Raw genomic sequence first — 18,074 nt, 5'->3', positions numbered from 1 at the left:
TCTTTACCCACACAAATAGTTTCACTGGAACAACAAAAGTATTGCAAACAAACTGCGACACGGTGCATAGTTTAATCTACGGCGGGCTTGCCGCCAACATAATGATCGCTCACCCGTCGTCTAGGATACAGTGTCGCATATGAGCGCATACAAAATAGAAGCAGGCACTGCCCAACATATTGGAAACCGGTCCCAGCAAAACGACCGGGTGGCCCTGTACACGGCCGCCCAGGCGCCCGGCTATGTGATGGCGGTGCTAGCCGACGGCAACACCAGCGCCATCGGCTCGGACCAGGTGCTGTTGACCAGCAAACACTTGTTCGACGAAATGCGCGTCGGCGACACGCCCAGCATTCCGCGCCTGCAAGAATTGATGCGGAACATAGCCGAGGAAGCGCACCAGGTCATCAAGATGAACCCGATCGCCAAGACTGCCGAACCGCAAAGCGCGCTGGCGCTGATGGTGCTGACGCCGGCCGGCCAGGCGGTGTGGGCCCATGTCGGCGATGCGCGGGTGTACCGCTTTGACGGCGAGACCTGCGCCATGCGCAGCAACGACGGCGCCTACATCGAACACCTGGTCCAGCAGGACAAGCTGCCGCTGGAAGCGGCCAAGCGCCACCGCAGCTCCAAGCTGCTCAACAACGCACTGGGCAACAACTTCAACGCCCCCTTCGTGACGGCCGGCTACCACGACGGCTTGCAGGCGGGCGACGCTTTCCTGCTGTGCTCGGACGGGCTGTGGCAATTATTCAAGGACACGGAACTGGCCGCGGCCGTGGCGCGCAACACGCCGCGCCAGGCAGCCGAACGCCTGATCAGCAAGGCCGGCGAACGCGCCCAGGGCAAGGGCGACAACTGCTCGATGGCCATCATCAAACTGGTCGAACAGCCCAAGGAAATTCCGAACTACACCATCCAGAAAATGCGCCGCGCGGTCTGAGGCGCGGCACGCTGGCTACTTCCTGGCGGAGGCCGCGGCAGCGGCCGCCTCGGCGGCTGCCGCCTTCTTCTTCTCGGACGCCTCATGCGCGGCGCGCCTGGCGTCGCTTTCGGCCTTCTTCTTGGCGACCTGCGCCAGGCGTTTTTCCGATTCAGCCTGTTTCTGCGCGAACGCGGCGACATTGGCGGCGCGCTTGCCGGCGTCGGCCGCGTCCTGCTCTGCCTGACGCTTGACCTTGGCCGCATGCTCGGCTTCGCGGTTCACCAGCTTGCCGCCGTTAGGCGCCGGGCGCGGCGTTTCATCCACGACCTTGGCTTCCTTGGGCGGCAGCGTTGCGCGTTGCGCTTCGTCTGCCGCATCCTTGCGGGCGCGCTCGGCCAGGTCGGCGTCGCGCTTCTCGACCGAGTCGGCGCGCTTGAAATGTTGGGCCTCCACCTCGGTGGCGCGCAACTTGGCCAGCGCGGCGCGACGCTTTTCCTTGGCCTGGTCCAGGCAGTGGTTGACGAAGAACTTGGTGTAGCACACGCTCTCGCTGGCGGCGAATTCGTCTTGGACCACCGCACGGTCCTTGGCCACTTGCTCCAGCGTGGCGTTGGCCTGCTCGACCGAATGGGTCTGGCCGGCCGTCTCGGCCTGCACCGGCGCGGCCAGCGCCGCCAGGGCCGCCAGCGCGGCGACCGCAATCATCTCGCCCAGCGGTTTCAAACTTGGTCTCATATTTTTTTCCTGTTGCATCACGCCAGCGCGCCGGCCGCGGCGCGCTGCTCTTTATCCATGTACTCGCGCGATTGCATCTCGACGATGCGCGACACCGTGCGGTGAAATTCGTTGGCCAGCGTGCCGTTGGTGTACAGCTCTTCCGGCTCCACCTCGGCCGACATCAGCAGCTTGACGCCCTGGTCGTAGAACACGTCGATCAGCCAGGTAAAGCGCCGCGCCTCCGACGACATCGCGGCCGACATCATCGGAATCCCGGACAATATCACGGTATGGAAGCGGCTGGCGATTTCCAGGTAATCGTTCTGCGAGCGCGGACCGCCGCACAGGGTGTTGAAGTCGAACCAGATGATGGTGCCGGCGCGGCGCAGCGCACGGATTTCGCGCGCCTCGATGCGCACCACAGGATCTTCGTCGGCGGTCTCGGCGATGCGGGCATAGGCCTCGCGCAGCGCCTCGTCGGTATGGGCGTTGAGCGGCGTCAGGTAGGAATCGACCTGCTCCAGCGCGCGGCCGCGGTAGTCGACGCCGGCGTCGATGTTCATCACGTCCAGCTTGTCGTACAGCAGCTGGATGGTCGGCAGGATGCGGTCGCGGTGCAGGCCGTCCGGGTACAGCAGTTTTGGATCGTAGTTCGAGGTCATGATGAAGGACACGCCGTTGTCGAACAATGCGCTCAACAGGTTGTACATGATCATGGCGTCGGCCACGTCCGAGATGTGGAATTCGTCGAAACAGATCAAACGGTATTTCTTGGCGATGCGCTTGGCCACTTCGTCCAGCGGATTGGCGACGCCGGTCAGCTCGTCGAGCTGGCGGTGCACGCCGCGCATGAACTCGTGGAAGTGCAGGCGCGTCTTGCGCACCAGCGGCACCACCGAATAGAAGCTGTCCATCAAGAAGGACTTGCCGCGCCCCACCCCACCCCACATGTAGACGCCTTTCGGCACGCCAGGACGATTGATCAACCGCTTGAACGTGCTGGAACGCTGGCCCTTGTAGGCCACCCATTCGTCATAGCACAGCTGCAGGCGGTCGACCGCGCGCCGCTGGGCGGCGTCGGCCTTGAAATTGCGCTCTTGCAGCGCATGCTGATAAAACTCTTCGACGTTCATGTGTTCGATTCTTTGTGGCGGCGCGCAAATAAAAACGGGCGGACCGCAGTCCGCCCGCAGTCCGCTTAGGGGTGCTGCTTAGAAGTTCAGCGTGCGCTTGTCGATCGCCAGCGCAGCTTCCTTGGTCGCTTCCGACAGCGACGGGTGTGCGTGGCAGATGCGCGCGATGTCTTCAGCCGAAGCCTTGAATTCCATCGCCACGACCGCCTCGGAGATCAGCTCGGAAGCCATCGGTCCGATGATGTGCACGCCGAGGATTTCGTCGGTGGTCGCATCGGCCAGGAACTTGACCATGCCCGAGGTGTCGCCCAGCGCGCGTGCGCGGCCGTTCGCCAGGAACGGGAAGGTGCCGGCCTTGTAAGCCACGCCGTCCGCCTTCAGTTGCTGCTCGGTGCGGCCTACCCACGCGATTTCCGGCGAGGTGTAGATGACCCAAGGGATGGTGTTGAAGTTGGTGTGGCCGTGCTGGCCAGCCATGCGCTCCGCCACGGCAACGCCTTCTTCTTCCGCCTTGTGCGCCAGCATCGGGCCGCGTACCACGTCGCCCACTGCCCAGACGCCTGGCAGGTTGGTCTTGCAGTCGTCGTCGACGGCCACGAAACCGCGCTCGTCCAGCTTCAGGCCGACCTTGTCGGCGGCCAGGCCGTCGGTGTTCGGGGTGCGGCCGATCGAGATGATCAGCTTGTCGAACACGGCGGTCTGCGCTTCGCCCTTGGCGTTGTCGTAGGCCACAGTGACGTTGTTGGCGCCCTTGGTGATGGTGCCGATCTTGCAGCCCAGGTTGATGTTCAGGCCCTGCTTGGCGAACAGCTTGCCGGCTTCCTTGGCGATCTGCTCATCGACCGCGCCCAGGAACACAGGCAGGCCTTCCAGCACGGTCACTTCGGAACCCAGGCGGCGCCATACGGAACCCATTTCCAGGCCGATCACGCCGGCGCCGATCACGCCCAGCTTGGCAGGCACGCCTTCGATGGCCAGCGCGCCGGTGTTCGACAGGATCAGTTTTTCATCGAACTCCGCGCCCGGCAGGGCACGGGCGTTGGAGCCGGTGGCGATGATCACTTGCTTGGCGTTGATGGTCTCGTTGGCGGGCGCGGAGATCGTCAGCGGGTAGCCGTCCGCGGTGGCGGCGCCGGCGAACGCTGCGCGGCCGTGGAAGAAGGTGACCTTGTTTTTCTTGAACAGGAACAGGATGCCGTCGTTGTTTTGCTTCACAACGGTGTTCTTGCGCTTCAGCATTTGCGGCAGGTTCAGCGACAGACCGGCGACATCGATGCCGTGTTCCTTGAACGCGTGACCGGCGTGCTCGAAGTGCTCCGACGATTGCAGCAGCGCCTTCGACGGGATGCAGCCTACGTTGGTGCAAGTGCCGCCTGGGGCCGGGCCGCCCTTTTCATTTTCCCATGCGTCGACGCAAGCGACCGAGAAACCCAGTTGCGCTGCGCGGATCGCCGCGATGTAACCGCCAGGACCGGCGCCGATGACTACCACGTCAAATTGTTTACTCATTTTTTATTTTCCAATCAGTTCTCTTCTGGTACGAAAATCCATAGCAGAATGTAGATGGCGAGTCCGAAGCCAAAGGTCAGCACAAACAGTACGAACAGCAAGCGCCAGATCCAGGATTCAACCCCGGTGATCTGGCCCAGCCCGCCGCATACGCCACCCAGCCAGCGATCGGTGTTCGAGCGGCGTAATCGGGTGATGTCGTTGGAGATGCCGGAAGAGGCTTCCTTGTCCAGCAACCGGGCCTTGGCAGCGGCGAACTCTTCGTCCGACAGCACGCCAGCCTGGTGCAATTCGTGCAAACGCTTGATTTCTTCAGATACGCTCATTGATGACCCTCTGAGAATTCCCCGAGGCCCGGCCGGGCCTCGGGAGTCACGGCAAAATTACAGGTCCAGCAGCAGGCGTGCCGGATCTTCCAGCGCCTCTTTCATGGCGACCAGGCCCAGCACGGCTTCGCGGCCGTCGATGATGCGGTGGTCGTAGGACATTGCCAGGTAGTTCATCGGACGGATCACGATCTGGCCGTTTTCAACCACGGCGCGGTCCTTGGTCGCGTGCACGCCCAGGATGGCCGATTGTGGCGGGTTGATGATCGGGGTCGACAGCATGGAGCCGAAGGTGCCGCCGTTCGAGATCGAGAAGGTGCCGCCGGTCAGGTCGTCCAGGGTCAGCTTGCCTTCCTTGGCCTTGACGCCGAATTCACCGATTTTCTTTTCGATGTCGGCGATCGACATCTGGTCGGCGTTGCGCAGGATAGGCACGACCAGGCCGCGTGGCGAACCGACCGCGATACCGATGTCGAAGTAGCCGTGGTAGACGATGTCGTTGCCGTCGACCGATGCGTTGATGATCGGGTATTTCTTCAGCGCTGCCACAGCGGCTTTGACGAAGAAGGACATGAAGCCCAGCTTGACGCCGTGCTCTTTTTCGAACTTGTCTTTGTATTTGTTGCGCAGTTCCATGACCGGCGCCATGTTCACTTCATTGAACGTGGTCAGGATGGCGTTGGTCGATTGCGATTGGATCAGACGCTCGGCGATACGTGCGCGCAGGCGGCTCATCGGCACGCGCTCTTCCGGACGTGCGCCCAGGCTGGCGACGGTAGGAGCGGCGACTTGCTGCAGGGCCGGCTTGGCGGCGGCCGGCGCCAGTGCGGCAACGGCTGGGGTCGATGGAGCGGAAGCGGCCAGGGCGTCGCCCTTGGTCACGCGGCCGTCTTTGCCCGAACCGGCGACATCGCCAGCGCTCAGGCCTTTTTCCGACAGGATCTTGGCGGCAGCAGGCATGGCCACGTCGCCTTTGGAACCGCCGGTTGCGGCGGCTGCTGCTGGTGCTGGTGCGGCTGCTGCTGGAGCTGCTGCGGCTACTGGAGCGGCGGCGGCTGCAACGCCGTCGGTGTCGATAACAGCGATCAGTTCGTCAGCAACCACGGTGCTGCCGTCGCCCTTGATGATCTTGATCAGAACGCCGGCGGCTGGCGCAGGCAGTTCCAGAACTACTTTATCGGTTTCGATGTCAATCAGGTTTTCGTCGCGAGCGACTGCGTCGCCGACTTTTTTATGCCAGGTCAGCATGGTTGCTTCTGCTACCGATTCCGACAGCTGGGGGACTTTGACTTCGATTTGTGCCATGTAAAACTCCGTTTATTTTATTGTTGCGGCGCCCCGCCGCGTAGCAGCAGGGCGCTCCGTCATTAAGTGCGATTATTTGGTCAGGAGTCGTGCGACTCGCACGACGCCTTTGACCTCTATTTCGTCAGGATGAAACCTTTGAGCTTCGAGAACGCCGTCTCCAGCAGGTCTTTTTGCTGGGCGTAGTGCTTGTCGTAGTAACCGACAGCCGGCGATGCCGACGCTGGGCGGCCGGCGTATGCCAGGCGCTGACCTGCGTCCATGCTCTCGAAGATGTTGTGCTGAATCTGGAACCATGGGCCCTGATTCTGCGGTTCGTCCTGCGCCCACACTACTTCCGCCAGGTTCGGGAACTTCTTCAGTTCGGCAGCGAACGATTTGTGCGGGAACGGATACAGCTGTTCAACGCGGATGATGGCGGTGTCGGTCTGGCCGCGGGTCTTGCGTGCGTTGACCAGGTCGTAGTAGACCTTGCCCGAGCAGGCGACCACGCGCTTGACTTTCTTGGCGTCGATTTTCTCGTCGACTTCGCCGATCACGGTCTGGAATGCGCCCTTGGCCAGTTCGGTCAGCGCCGAACCTGCATCCTTGTTACGCAGCAGCGACTTAGGCGTCAGGATCACCAGCGGCTTGCGGAACTGACGCACCATCTGGCGACGCAGCACGTGGAAGATCTGCGACGCGGTGGTCGGCTGCACCACTTGCATATTGTTGTCGGCGCACAGCTGCAGGAAACGTTCCGGACGCGCGGACGAGTGCTCAGGCCCCTGGCCTTCGTAACCGTGCGGCAGCATCATGACCAGGCCCGAAGCGCGGCCCCACTTCACTTCGCCGGAGCTGATGAACTGGTCGATGACCACTTGCGCGCCGTTGACGAAGTCGCCGAACTGGGCTTCCCAGATCGTCAGCGTGTTTGGTTCCGCGGTCGAGTAGCCGTATTCGAAGCCCAGCACCGCCTCTTCGGACAGCACGGAGTCGATCACGGTGAACGGCGCCTGGCCTTCGGCGATGTTCTGCAGCGGCACGTAGGTGCCTGCATCCCAACGCTCGCGGTTCTGGTCGTGCAGCACTGCGTGACGGTGCACGAAGGTGCCGCGGCCGGCGTCCTGGCCGGTCAGGCGCACTGCGTAGCCCGAACCGACCAGTGACGCGTAGGCCAGATGTTCGCCCATGCCCCAGTCCAGGTTCAGTTCACCCTTGCCCATGTTGGCGCGGTCGCCCAATACTTTCTCGACCAGCGAGTGCACTTTGAAGTTTTCCGGCACGGTGGTGATGCGGGTGGCCAGGCGCTTCAGTTCGGTCATCGGCACGGCGGTGTCGGCCGAGTCGGTCCACTTGCGGTTCAGGAACGGCAGCCAGTCGACCGCGTACTTGTTCTTGAAGTTGGAGATCACTGGATCGACGGTGTGCTTGCCGGCGTCCATCGCGTCGCGGAAGGCCGCTTGCATCTGCTCGCCGCCATCGGCTGCGATGACGGTCTGCGCCACCAGCTTGTCCGCGTACAGCTTGCGGGTGCCTGGGTGGGTGCCGATTTTCTTGTACATCAGCGGCTGGGTCAGCGCTGGCGTATCTTGTTCGTTGTGGCCCAGTTTGCGGTAGCAGATGATGTCGACAACGATATCCTTCTGGAACTGCAGACGGTAGTCCATGGCGATCTGCGAAGCCAGAACCACGGCTTCAGGATCGTCGGCGTTCACGTGCAGCACAGGTGCTTCGATCATCTTGACGACGTCCGAGCAGTAGATGGTCGAGCGCGCATCGCGCGGGTCGGACGTGGTGAAGCCGATCTGGTTGTTGATGACGATGTGCACCGTGCCGCCCGTGCCGTAGCCGCGGGTCTGCGCCAGGTTCAGGGTTTCCATCACAACGCCCTGGCCTGCGAAGGCCGCGTCGCCGTGCACCAGGATAGGCAGCACTTGCTTGCCCAGGGTGTCGCCGCGACGGTCCATGCGCGCCTTGACCGAACCTTCAACCACAGGGTTGACGATTTCCAGGTGCGACGGGTTGAACGCCAGCGACAGGTGGACCGGACCGCCAGCGGTCGAGATGTCCGACGAGAAGCCTTGGTGGTATTTGACGTCGCCGGCCGGCAGGTCGTCGCCGTGCTTGCCTTCGAATTCCTCGAACAGTTCCTTGGGCGACTTGCCCAGGGTGTTGACCAGCACGTTCAGGCGGCCGCGGTGGGCCATGCCGATAACGATCTCCTGCACGCCTTTTTCGCCGGCGCGCTGGATGATTTCGTCGATCGAGGCGATGAAGGTTTCGCCGCCTTCCAGCGAGAAGCGTTTCTGGCCGACGTATTTGGTGTGGAGGTAGCGTTCCAGGCCTTCGGCCGCGGTCAGGCGCTCCAGGATGTGCTTTTTCTTCTCGGCGGTGAAGCTCGGGGTCGAACGGATCGATTCCAGGCGTTCCTGCAACCAGCGCTTTTCGGCCGGATCGGAGATGTACATGTACTCCGCGCCGATCGAACGGGTGTAGGTGTCGCGCAGGAAGTTCAGCAGGTCGCGCAGGGTCGCGGTCTCGGGGCCGAAGTAGGTGTTGCTGATGTTGAATACGGTGTCCATGTCCGCATCGGTGAAGCCGTAGAAGGTCGGCTCCAGCTCGGGAATCGATGGACGCTCCTGGCGTTGCAGCGGGTCCAGGTTGGCCCAGCGGGAACCCAGGTAGCGGTAAGCGGCGATCAGTTGGGTCGCGGCGACGCGCTTGCGGCCCATTTCAGCGTCGGCGGAGGCAACCACGGTGCGGATCGGGCCGGCTTTCGCGCGTTCGGCGAAGGAGGCGATGACCGAAGCGTGGGCGACGTCTGGCTTATTGGAACCGTCGACGGCCGGCACGTGCTGCATGGCGTCGAAGTAGGCGCGCCAGTTGTCTGGCACGGAACCTGGGTTGTTGAGGTACGCCTCGTACAGTTCTTCGACGTACGGTGCGTTCCCACCAAACAGGTAGGAATTGGACGTATATTGTTGCATCATCTTGCTCACCTTTCTTCGCGCTTCGCGAGGAATTAGCGGGTTAATCTAACCTTCCGCGACACGGCCTGACCGGTTAGCGGATTGCACATCAAGTTGTGGGGAAGGGCTATAGTTCTTCAGTACTACAAAAATCGGTCATTCAGGATAGCACCGGTATTGTATCCCAACAACCAATTCCGCGACAAAAAGCGTAACAAATGTTTCGGTACGCGTTTTCACTTAAACCGCATGGCTGCGCGGTTCGGGCGTAATGTTTCCATATATTTAACGGCTTTTTGGGCTGGCCGCGAAGGTTGTAGAATAGCGCTTTCTGATCCCGTCCGCCCTTCATGCACACCTTAGAGCAGTTACGCGCCGGACAACTGGCCGGCGTTCAGCGCCTGCAAATGTCCTGCGGCCTGACCGAGTTCCCGCAAGAGATATTCGACCTCGCCGACACATTGGAAATCCTGGATTTATCGGGCAACGTCCTGTCCTCGCTGCCGGACGACCTGCCGCGCCTGCGCAAGCTGCGCGTGATTTTCTGCTCCCTCAATCAGTTCACGACGCTGCCGGCGGTGCTGGGCGCCTGCCCCGCTTTGACGATGATCGGCTTCAAAAGCAACCAGATCCGCGAAGTTCCGGTCGCCGCGCTGCCGCCGGACCTGCGCTGGCTGATCCTGACCGACAACCAGGTCGAGGAACTGCCGGCCGCCATCGGCCACTGCGGCCAACTGCAAAAGCTGATGTTGGCGGGGAACCGGCTCACCGCCCTGCCAACCGAACTGGCCGCCTGCTCGCGGCTGGAACTGCTGCGCATCGCGGCCAACCAGCTGGCCGAGCTGCCGCTCTGGCTGCTCGACATGCCGCACCTGTCCTGGCTGGCTTACGCCGGCAATCCCTTCTGCGCGGCGGACGAACTGGCCGCTGAAACCAGCGCCGGCATCGCCGGTATCGCGTGGGATCGCTTGCAATTCCAGCAGAAGCTGGGCGAAGGCGCATCCGGCGTGATCCACCAGGCCGCGCTGCGGCAGGCCGACGGCGAACGGGCCGTGGCCGTCAAGATGTTCAAGGGCGCGGTGACCAGTGATGGCCTGCCCCGCTGCGAGATGACGGCCTGTGTGAGTTCGGGCGAACATCCCAGTCTGATTCCAGTGCTTGGCGAGGTGTACGATCACCCGGAAGGCGCGAGCGGCTGCGTGATGCCGTTGATCGATCCAGGCTTCGGCAACCTGGCCGGGCCGCCCAGCCTGGAGAGCTGCACCCGCGACACCTACCCGGATGGCAAACGCTTCAGTCCGGCGGAATTATTCGGCATTGCGGGCGGCATTGCTTCAGCTGCGCGCCACCTGCATGAACGAGGCATCATGCATGGCGACCTTTACGGCCACAACATCCTGCATTGCGACCAGGGCCGCAGCTTGCTGGGCGACTTCGGCGCGGCCTCGCTGTTCGCGCCGGGCGCGCCGCACGCGGGCGGCTTGCAACGGCTGGAAGTACGGGCCTTCGGCCATTTGCTCGATGAGTTGATGGCGCGTTGCGATCTGCCGGCCGCGCAGCAGGCGGCACTGGCGGAACTACAAGCAGCCTGCGTTCAAACCGATCCCGCCGCCCGGCCATCGCTGGCGGATGTGGAGCAGCGGATCATGGCGCTTCAAGTTTAACGCGGCGTGGCGTGGCCTAGCCAGGCCGGGTCGCGGGCGAACCAGTCCAGCAGGAAGTCCAACATCGCCCGCAGCGCCGGTGACATGTGCTGGCGCGAGGTGTAGATGCCGTAGATGCCCATCTGCTGCGGCGCGTAGTCCGGCAGCAGCGCCACCAGCCGGCCTTCGGCGATCAGAGGGGCCGCGCTGTACAAGGGTTGCAGCGCGATGCCGGCGCCCTCCTCGGCCGCCTTCAGCAAAATCAAATCCTCATTGGCCGACAGGTTGCCGCTGACCGGCACAGACACCGCCTCGCCATCGCGGTCCGTGAACTGCCACAGGCTCTTGCCGAAATACGTGTAGGTCAGGCAGTTGTGCACGGCCAGGTCCTCTGCCCGCAGCGGCGAGCCGCGCTCTGCCAGGTAGGACGGCGCCGCGCACACCACCGAATCGCACCAGCCCAGCTGGCGCGCGATCAGGTTCGGTTCCAGCGCGTTGGTGATGCGCAGCGCCAGATCGATGCGCTGTTCGACCAGATTGACGGCGCGGTTATTCATCTGCAGGTCGACCGCCGTGCGCGGGTAGCGCTTCAGGAAGGCCGTGACGGCGATCGCCAGCGCGGCCTGCGCCAGCGATTGCGAACAAGTGATGCGCAGCAGGCCTTGCGGCGTATCGGCATCGACGCCGCTGCTTACTTCCATCGTCTCGGCCAGCTCCAGCATGCGGCGGCAGCGCGCCAGCGTGAGGTCGCCGGCGTCGGTCAGGCTCAAGCGACGAGTGCTCCGGTGTAGCAGACGGGCGCCAGCCCACTGCTCCATCTCAGCCAGATAGCGCGTGACCATGGCGCGCGACATGTCCAACGCCTCGGCCGCCGCGATCATGCTGCCGCGCTCGGCGATGCTAACGAAAACCTGCGCTGCCGTGATCCTGTCCATCTATTCGTCCGATTTATGCAATTAACTGGTGCAGATTACCCTATTTTTCTATCGGATAAAGAAATTTAAGATGGCATCACTCCAACTTCACACGAAAGACCATCATGATCAAGCAAAGCCTGTTGTCCGCCGCCCTCGCCGCCACCGTTGCCGGCGCCACCGCCGCACCGCTGACACTGGAAGTGTTCAATCCGGGCGAAGCGGCCATCTTCCCGGTCGCCTCGGTGATCGTCAGCGGCGCCAAGGATGCGGTGCTGATCGACGCCCAGTTCTCGCGCGACGAAGCGCTCAAGCTGGTCGAACAGATCCGCGCCGGCGGCAAGCACCTGACCACGGTCTATGTCAGCCATAGCGACCCGGACTTCTACTTCGGCCTGGACGTAATCCACGCCGCTTTCCCGGACGCGAAGATCGTCGCCACGCCGCAAACCATCGCCGGCATCGAGAAGAAGAAGGATGCCAAGGTGGCTTTCTGGGGTCCCATCCTGAAAGACAACGCGCCGCAGAGCATCATCGTGCCGCAGCCGCTGCCTTGGCACACCATCCAGCTGGAAGGCCAGTCGCTGAAGATCGAAGGCCTGAAGGGCGCGACGCCGGACCGCAGCTATGTGTGGATTCCATCGATCAAGGCGGTGGTGGGTGGCGTGGTGTTGTTCAACGAGCTGCACGTCTGGACCGCCGACACGCAAACTGCCGAATCGCGTAAGCAGTGGCTGGCGACGCTGGACGGCATCGCCGCGCTGAAGCCGGCCACCATCGTGCCTGGCCACTTCAAACTGGGCACCGCGCTGACGCCGGACAGCATCGCGTTCACCCGCGACTATCTGGTGCGCTTCGAGGCCGAGACGGCCAGGGCAGCCAACTCGGCCGCCCTGATCGCCCGCATGAAGGAACTGTATCCGAGCGCAGGCCTGAACGGCGCACTGGATACCAGCGCCAAGGTCGCCAAGGGCGAGATGAAGTGGTGATGTAAAGAACGCGGTAGAACTAGACAAATGCATCTAGATATTTTATTCTAGATGCATTATCCCGCATTCCACCATCATCATGACCACTGCCCCACCGAAGCCCACCCCGTCCGAACTGGAAATGCTGCGCCTGTTATGGCAAAGCGGGCCGGCGACCGCCAAGCAGGTGCACCAGGCGGCGATGGAGGCGCGTCCCGACATGAACTACGCGACGGTGCTGCGGCTGCTGCAGGTGATGCACACCAAAGGCCTGCTGACCCGGGACGAAAGCCAGCGCGCCCACGTCTACGCGCCGGCGCAGGAGCAAGATTCGCTGCAAACCAATCTGTTGAAAGAGCTGATCCAGAAAGCCTTCTCCGGCTCCGGCAAGGCGCTGGTGCTGGCCGCGCTGCGCGGCGGCCATGTCAGCAAGAAGGAACGCGAGGAAATTCAGGCGCTTTTGGATCAGGAGAAATAGCGCGTCGATTTAAGGTTTCCGTGGAATTGTCTCAGCGTCTTCGATTGCCAAGTTGCCACCGTCGAGACGAATGACGCGTCCGGCCATGGCGATCGTTTCGGGACGGTGCGCTGCGCAAATCCGAGTAATGTCCAACCCGCTGATTAAATGATTAACCGCGCGCTCACGCAAAATATCAAGATGGCTAGTAGCCTCGTCAAGCACTAGAACTCGAGGCGACTTGTATAGAGCGCGAGCCAAAAGAATGCGCTGCTACTGCCGCCCAGAGAGAGTGGTCCCCATGTCTCCGGCTAGTGTAAAACAGGCCAACCCACATTCCGCAGCCTCAGTCTGCAATTGCAAAGGGACACGTTTTGTGCCGAACTCAAGATGAGATGTTTTCATTTTGCGGTAGCCCTGAGACAAAACGTTGTAATCGAGTCTAAAAGCGGAGTTCTTGAACGAATTAGACAGCGCTATCGTGGCCCAGCAATCGGCTTATATAGATCAACGTTTTTTCGCTCACTGTGGGTATCTGAAACCTTAGGCACCTGCGGCTGCGTCCCTGTGTTTGTCGAGAGGCAGTGCTCCAAGAAAGTCCGAACCTCCTTGGCGATGACAGGCATAAAACCCGGCTCAACCCAGTCCAGATCCCTACGCAGGGAAAGCAGGTGGTGACGATCAGGGAATCGAAGATATCGGATGCTGCCTCCCTGCTGGTTCAGCTCATCAACTAATTTAACCTGACGAGGCACGCTCACTTGTTTATCTTTACCCCCCCACATAAACAGCCCCGGAATTCCCAATCTGTGCATCACCTCAGCTGAAGCGACTTGACCGTAAAAATGCAAATGCCATAGGGCGTCAGTCATATCCGGAATTAGCACGCCATTTTTCTGGGACGTCCACTCCAGTTTTCCGGCTTCGGTGCCAGTATCGGTCTCTCGGCGAAACACCGCATACACGGCTTCCAGTTCGGCTTTCAATACATCCCGATTCTCGGCGTTCCAATATCCAGTCTTGCTGAACCACCCCTCGATCCCCATCACATTACCAATCCCACGCCCATAGCCCTCTTGAATCTCGCTATTGCTAACGATCCCATCGGCGTTAAGATCGAATTCAGAAAGAGTTTCCATCATGCGATCAACGGCCTGCCAACGAGTTAAGGACTCCAAGGGTTCGGCGGGTGAACCAATCGAAACTAAACCTCGCAACCTCACAAACCCTCTATCGGCAATCGACGCCGCGTGAACCAGCCCTTCAGAAAAGCCAAATAGGACCAGTCGATCACGAGCAGCTGGCATCACGCGCTGAACATGCATGAGCACCGCCTCTATGCTGCGTTGATACTTTTCAACGGTAAAGCCGGCGAGAATCCTGGCGTCCAGACACCGATGTCGCACGACATCAGCGGAGAGACCGGCCTTCAATATCGTCTCTCTACATTTCAGTTGAGGTCGGAGGACACCAGGGTTATCAAATCGGATCACTGCTACCCCCTCGCTGACCAGAGCGTTGGAGAGTTCTTTCAACGGCAGACGATCCGCCCAGACAGTCTCCATTGCCCGCACAAGCCAACCATCGCGATCGTTGGGATTTCCCGATGAGACGAAAGCCACCACGGGGCCGTGCCAACGATCAAGCTTCCCTCCGGGCCAATCAATTTGACCGGTAATCGCTTCCGTTCGCTCAGTTTGAGCTACCGAAAACTGGCGATGCTCCGCTGCAAAGGCAGTAGATGTTAGCGAGAGCAGAAGTATCGCAAAACCAAATAGTAACTTTTCAACGAAAATAGCTGACTTCATAGAACCTCCCTGCGAAAATTTCATGAATCGCCAGTGAGTGGCTCACCGGCGATTCAAACTATTCACCATGGATATGCCGAAAAGCAATTATTTGCTTATCTGGGGGATTGGCGTACAGACACTGGTTTGTTTTACCACGCAACCGCCTGCCGTCTTTTCGATTGCTGCGCCCTGAACTCCAAATGAGAATTTGGTGTATTGCGCGGTCTGGCAGGTTTGCTCGATAGTCTCGACGCATGAGTAGGTGGTTCTGGCTGGGGTACCTCCCACAGCGCCTCCCCCAGCGCCTCCCGCAGCAGCACCAGCGCTATTGGCGCCGTGAACACCGACGGCAAGCTGTAGCGTTCCAAGGCTAGAACCATCATCTTTCTTTCTAGTGATAGTGACTGCTTGATATCCCCCTCCTACAACGGCCGCTAATTCGTGGTGAGTAATTGCACGCATGATGTGAACCTCCAATGCTTGGTTAGATGGCCATTCGCATAGAATGGTTTGTTATCTTCGTGCGCCTATCTGGTGCACGATCTTTCCGGCGCAAGGCCGAAAATTCTGCACGAGTATCAACTTTTATGCTCTTTCACGGCACCCAGCATCGGCCCGAATAACCAACTGACAAGACGCTGCGGCCGCTGACGGATGTCCGCTTCAAGCCCCATCCCCGGCCTAAACTGCTGACGTTGCCCGGTGACACTTAGGAATTGTTGAGCAAGTCGGACAGTAATTCGATATGTAGGCTCCGAGCCTCCCGCAGACAGCGGACTCTGCTCAACGCTTACAATCGAACCCTCCAGGTATCCGTATTTCTGATAGGGGAATGCGTCTAAACGAAGTCGAACACTTTGTCCCTGCATGACAAATCCGATTGCGCGCGACGGCGCCAGGAGTTGCGCTTCCAACTCACCGCCAGTGGGAACGACTGTGGCTAGGGAAGCCCCCGCGCTCACCGACTCCCCTACCACTGCGGTCAACGAGGTAACCATGCCGGAAGCCGGGGCTACTACCTGAATCCGGGAATGCGCCAACTGCTCAGCGGACTCATGATCCAACATCGCTCTAGCGCGAAGTATCTGAAGATTGTTGATCGCGATTTGGCTATGAAGCTGCTCTACTTCTGATCTGGTTTGCGCCAAATCTCGCTGTGACTCTAGCTTGGCGCGTTCCAACGCCTGCAGTCGAGCAAACTGTTCGCTCTGTTCGCTCTCATGCTGCATTATTTGCAACTCCGAGACGTATCCTGCGTCCCGTAAGGAGCGATAGCGCGTCACTACCTGTGCAGCGATAGCCACGCGTTGTTTTTGAAGAGATATTTCCTGTTCAAATCGGATCAGGCCGGCAGCTATGAACTGAAGACGTTCGCTCAACGCTCTCTCGCGTCCTGCCCACTGCTCAACCTGAAGTGATTGTTCTCTTTCCAGTAACCTATATTTCTCGGCAAAGACAGCAGTAATACCCGAATCAATATTGCGGTTCTCTGAATTGCGCTCAGAAGACAGCTCATAGATAACTTGGCCCGCCGCTACCTTGCTCCCCTCGCGAACGTGGCACACTACAACGCGACCAAATTGCGGCGTTACCGCCTTAATGAGGCCGCCAATGGGCCTGATGTGCCCGCTCACCCGCACTCTCGGCGCGTATTCACTCGTCACTAGAAAAAAGCCAAGCGCGGCGACTAAGAACACGGAAGTCCATGCAGCGCAGCGCATCGACAGCGGCTGCATCAGCACTATCGCCCCCAGAGACTGACGCGTCTGCGCTGCCAAAACTTCCTCTCGAAATAGCATGCTGCTCATGTGTACCTCCTGCCCCAATCTCTGTGGTAGCTGTATGCTATTTTGATCGGATCTTCAGAAATGCCATTGCTGTATCGCAACTAATTACCAAAAACAAATATTCAGGATAGAAAGTGGTAACTGACATCTCCCAGCTAGCGACTTCCGCAACCAAGCAGACTTCGGGAAGTCGCGGCATCCAGCACTGACATGGGTTTAGTAACGATGCTTCAGTCGCAGCTGCACCAGATAAGGCAACGCTAGGCCCTGCCGGTCCCGACGAACGCCAGCGCGCCCAAGGCTATGCACCGGAGCAGGAGCAAGATTCGCTGCAAACCAATCTGCTGAAAGAGCTGATCCAGAAAGCCATCTCCGGCTCAGGCAAGGCGCTGGTGCTGGCCGCGCTGCGCGGCGGCCATGTCAGCAAGAAGGAACGCGAGGAAATCCAGGCGCTTTGGGATCAGGAGAAATAGCAGCGAGACCTTACAGCCCCGCGATCTCGGCAATTTTTCTTACGCCCGCGCCAATCCCGTTCGATGCTGTCTGATGATTCATCGCCGCCCACCCAAGCAGCGTCACCATAAGACCAAGCTGGGCAAGCCTTGCCGTAGCTCCAATAGCAACAAGGCGCGTGCAGCTCAAAAAGAACCCTGGTTGTTGGCGGTGTCGCCTCGTCTGAAGTCGCTCAGTGCAAGGGAGGTGATTCGTGCTTGCACAGGACGCATGCAGATTGAACAGACCTTTCGTGATCTGAAGTGCCAACGCTCGGCATTGGGATTGAGTACCTGCCAAACCCGCAGCGGGCCACGGATGGCTATGCTGCTACCCATTGGCGCCTCGGCTTCCTCTTCCTACGCGCTATGGATCATCGGTCTGGCAAAACGCCGCAGTGCCCCCGCTATCAACTACGGAAGTGTCAAGCAGTCGACGCCCACCTTGTCTGTCGTAGGCCTAGCCATGTTCTGGCTGGACCAGAACCGTCACCTCAAAATTACTCGAAGTCAGCTCACCATCGCTCTTGGCGAGCTGAGATCGTTAATCGCTATCTTCAAAATTTGAGGGGAAGGTTCAGGACTTGACCCTCCGTTGCTTTCTACTACAATGAGGCCCCATTCATCGGAGCCTTACTCATGATCAGCCGCTTTAACCACTGGCCCGAACGCCCTCACCCCGTCATCGCCGTCATGCTCGCGCTGGCCATTTGCGCCGCGCCCATCCTGCTGCCGCATTTCCGTTTGCAGGATTTGCTGGCCAATCTGTTCGCCTATTTCGCTTGCCTCATCGCGGTCTATCCGATCGCGGCACTGCTGCGCCGCAGGGTCACCGGCCTGCCGTCGATCTGGGCGATCGCCATGGTGCTGTTGCTGGGCGTCTGCCTGTATCACACCAACATCATCGCGGACACCGCCAACCTCCCCTGGCCGCAGCGCCAGCAGGTCGTCATCGACAAGTTCCTGTTCAACCTGCCGCAAGCGACGCTGGGCGTGATCGCCTGGTGGCTGCTGGTGGTGCGGCCGGACCGGCGGATGGAGTAGCAATCCTGCAGCGCATCCCCCAACCCCTATTGATCAAGAAACCAAAGTGTTTTCAAATTAATATTTAATTATTGATAATGCAATTTCCTTAATACTGCTCATAGGGGGCGTCTT

At 60.2% G+C, this 18,074-nt stretch carries 15 protein-coding genes and 2 pseudogenes; 7 read left to right on the top strand and 10 right to left on the bottom strand.

Annotated features, from left to right (window positions below):
- The first annotated feature begins 139 nt into the window (after positions 1–139).
- Positions 140–943, top strand: a complete 804-nt coding sequence (locus tag KVP70_RS26325; protein WP_217945380.1) for a PP2C family protein-serine/threonine phosphatase — start codon at positions 140–142, stop codon at positions 941–943.
- A gap of 15 nt (positions 944–958) precedes the next feature.
- On the opposite strand, the gene KVP70_RS26320 is transcribed toward KVP70_RS26325, so the two are convergent.
- The 6 genes from KVP70_RS26320 to KVP70_RS26295 all read right to left on the bottom strand — a co-directional run bounded on the left by KVP70_RS26320 (position 959) and on the right by KVP70_RS26295 (position 8,887).
- Positions 959–1,660 (bottom strand): hypothetical protein, encoded by a 702-nt coding sequence (locus KVP70_RS26320; RefSeq protein WP_229225103.1) that lies wholly within the window; start codon positions 1,658–1,660, stop codon positions 959–961.
- A gap of 17 nt (positions 1,661–1,677) precedes the next feature.
- On the bottom strand, positions 1,678–2,775 hold the full coding sequence (zapE, locus tag KVP70_RS26315) for a cell division protein ZapE (RefSeq protein WP_217945379.1): 1,098 nt from the start codon (positions 2,773–2,775) through the stop codon (positions 1,678–1,680).
- A gap of 78 nt (positions 2,776–2,853) precedes the next feature.
- The gene (lpdA, locus tag KVP70_RS26310) at positions 2,854–4,284 is read right to left on the bottom strand and encodes a dihydrolipoyl dehydrogenase (RefSeq protein ID WP_217945378.1); all 1,431 of its coding nucleotides are present in this window, start codon (positions 4,282–4,284) and stop codon (positions 2,854–2,856) included.
- Positions 4,285–4,298: 14 nt separating this feature from the next.
- Positions 4,299–4,610 carry a PspC domain-containing protein gene (locus KVP70_RS26305; RefSeq protein WP_217945377.1) on the bottom strand — a complete coding sequence of 104 codons (312 nt, stop codon included), beginning with the start codon at positions 4,608–4,610 and terminating at the stop codon, positions 4,299–4,301.
- Between the two features lie 57 nt (positions 4,611–4,667).
- Positions 4,668–5,915 carry a 2-oxoglutarate dehydrogenase complex dihydrolipoyllysine-residue succinyltransferase gene (gene odhB / locus KVP70_RS26300; protein WP_217945376.1) on the bottom strand — a complete coding sequence of 416 codons (1,248 nt, stop codon included), beginning with the start codon at positions 5,913–5,915 and terminating at the stop codon, positions 4,668–4,670.
- A 116-nt stretch (positions 5,916–6,031) separates the two neighbouring features.
- Positions 6,032–8,887, bottom strand: coding sequence for a 2-oxoglutarate dehydrogenase E1 component (locus KVP70_RS26295; RefSeq protein WP_217945375.1), 2,856 nt, complete (start codon positions 8,885–8,887; stop codon positions 6,032–6,034).
- 329 nt (positions 8,888–9,216) lie between these two features.
- On the opposite strand from KVP70_RS26295, the gene KVP70_RS26290 reads away from it, so the two are divergent.
- On the top strand, positions 9,217–10,530 hold the full coding sequence (locus tag KVP70_RS26290; RefSeq protein ID WP_217945374.1) for a leucine-rich repeat-containing protein kinase family protein: 1,314 nt from the start codon (positions 9,217–9,219) through the stop codon (positions 10,528–10,530).
- Here KVP70_RS26290 and KVP70_RS26285 read toward each other — a convergent pair.
- A complete protein-coding gene (locus KVP70_RS26285; protein WP_217945373.1) occupies positions 10,527–11,444 on the bottom strand; it encodes a LysR family transcriptional regulator in 918 nt (305 codons plus the stop codon). The genes KVP70_RS26290 and KVP70_RS26285 overlap by 4 nt on opposite strands.
- A 104-nt stretch (positions 11,445–11,548) precedes the next feature.
- Here KVP70_RS26285 and KVP70_RS26280 point away from each other — a divergent pair, with 104 nt between their 5' ends.
- Positions 11,549–12,412, top strand: a complete 864-nt coding sequence (locus KVP70_RS26280; RefSeq protein WP_217945372.1) for an MBL fold metallo-hydrolase — start codon at positions 11,549–11,551, stop codon at positions 12,410–12,412.
- A gap of 79 nt (positions 12,413–12,491) precedes the next feature.
- Entirely contained in the window at positions 12,492–12,869 is a 378-nt protein-coding gene (locus KVP70_RS26275; RefSeq protein ID WP_217945371.1) for a BlaI/MecI/CopY family transcriptional regulator, read from the top strand.
- Between the two features lie 9 nt (positions 12,870–12,878).
- On the opposite strand, the pseudogene KVP70_RS34435 reads toward KVP70_RS26275, so the two are convergent.
- The 3 genes and pseudogenes from KVP70_RS34435 to KVP70_RS26265 all read right to left on the bottom strand — a co-directional run.
- Positions 12,879–13,166, bottom strand: a pseudogene (locus KVP70_RS34435) (ATP-binding cassette domain-containing protein); the annotation flags it as partial.
- Positions 13,167–13,324: 158 nt separating this feature from the next.
- Complete coding sequence (locus KVP70_RS26270) at positions 13,325–14,680, bottom strand: hypothetical protein (protein WP_217945370.1); 1,356 nt, start codon at positions 14,678–14,680, stop codon at positions 13,325–13,327.
- A 536-nt stretch (positions 14,681–15,216) separates the two neighbouring features.
- On the bottom strand, positions 15,217–16,446 hold the full coding sequence (locus KVP70_RS26265) for a beta-barrel domain-containing protein (RefSeq protein WP_217945369.1): 1,230 nt from the start codon (positions 16,444–16,446) through the stop codon (positions 15,217–15,219).
- Positions 16,447–16,703: 257 nt separating this feature from the next.
- On the opposite strand from KVP70_RS26265, the pseudogene KVP70_RS26260 reads away from it, so the two are divergent.
- The 3 genes and pseudogenes from KVP70_RS26260 to KVP70_RS26250 all read left to right on the top strand — a co-directional run.
- Positions 16,704–16,898, top strand: a pseudogene (locus KVP70_RS26260) (BlaI/MecI/CopY family transcriptional regulator); the annotation flags it as partial.
- Positions 16,899–16,971: 73 nt separating this feature from the next.
- Positions 16,972–17,484 (top strand): transposase, encoded by a 513-nt coding sequence (locus tag KVP70_RS26255; RefSeq protein WP_229225102.1) that lies wholly within the window; start codon positions 16,972–16,974, stop codon positions 17,482–17,484.
- A 71-nt stretch (positions 17,485–17,555) separates the two neighbouring features.
- On the top strand, positions 17,556–17,960 hold the full coding sequence (locus KVP70_RS26250) for a hypothetical protein (RefSeq protein WP_217945367.1): 405 nt from the start codon (positions 17,556–17,558) through the stop codon (positions 17,958–17,960).
- Positions 17,961–18,074: the final 114 nt, after the last annotated feature.

Origin of the sequence: Duganella violaceipulchra, from assembly GCF_019166075.1 — a bacterium.
Classification (GTDB): Bacteria; Pseudomonadota; Gammaproteobacteria; order Burkholderiales; family Burkholderiaceae_D; genus Rugamonas; species Rugamonas violaceipulchra.
Note: the sequence above shows the minus strand (reverse complement) of the source record. Positions and strands in the feature narration are given on the sequence as shown.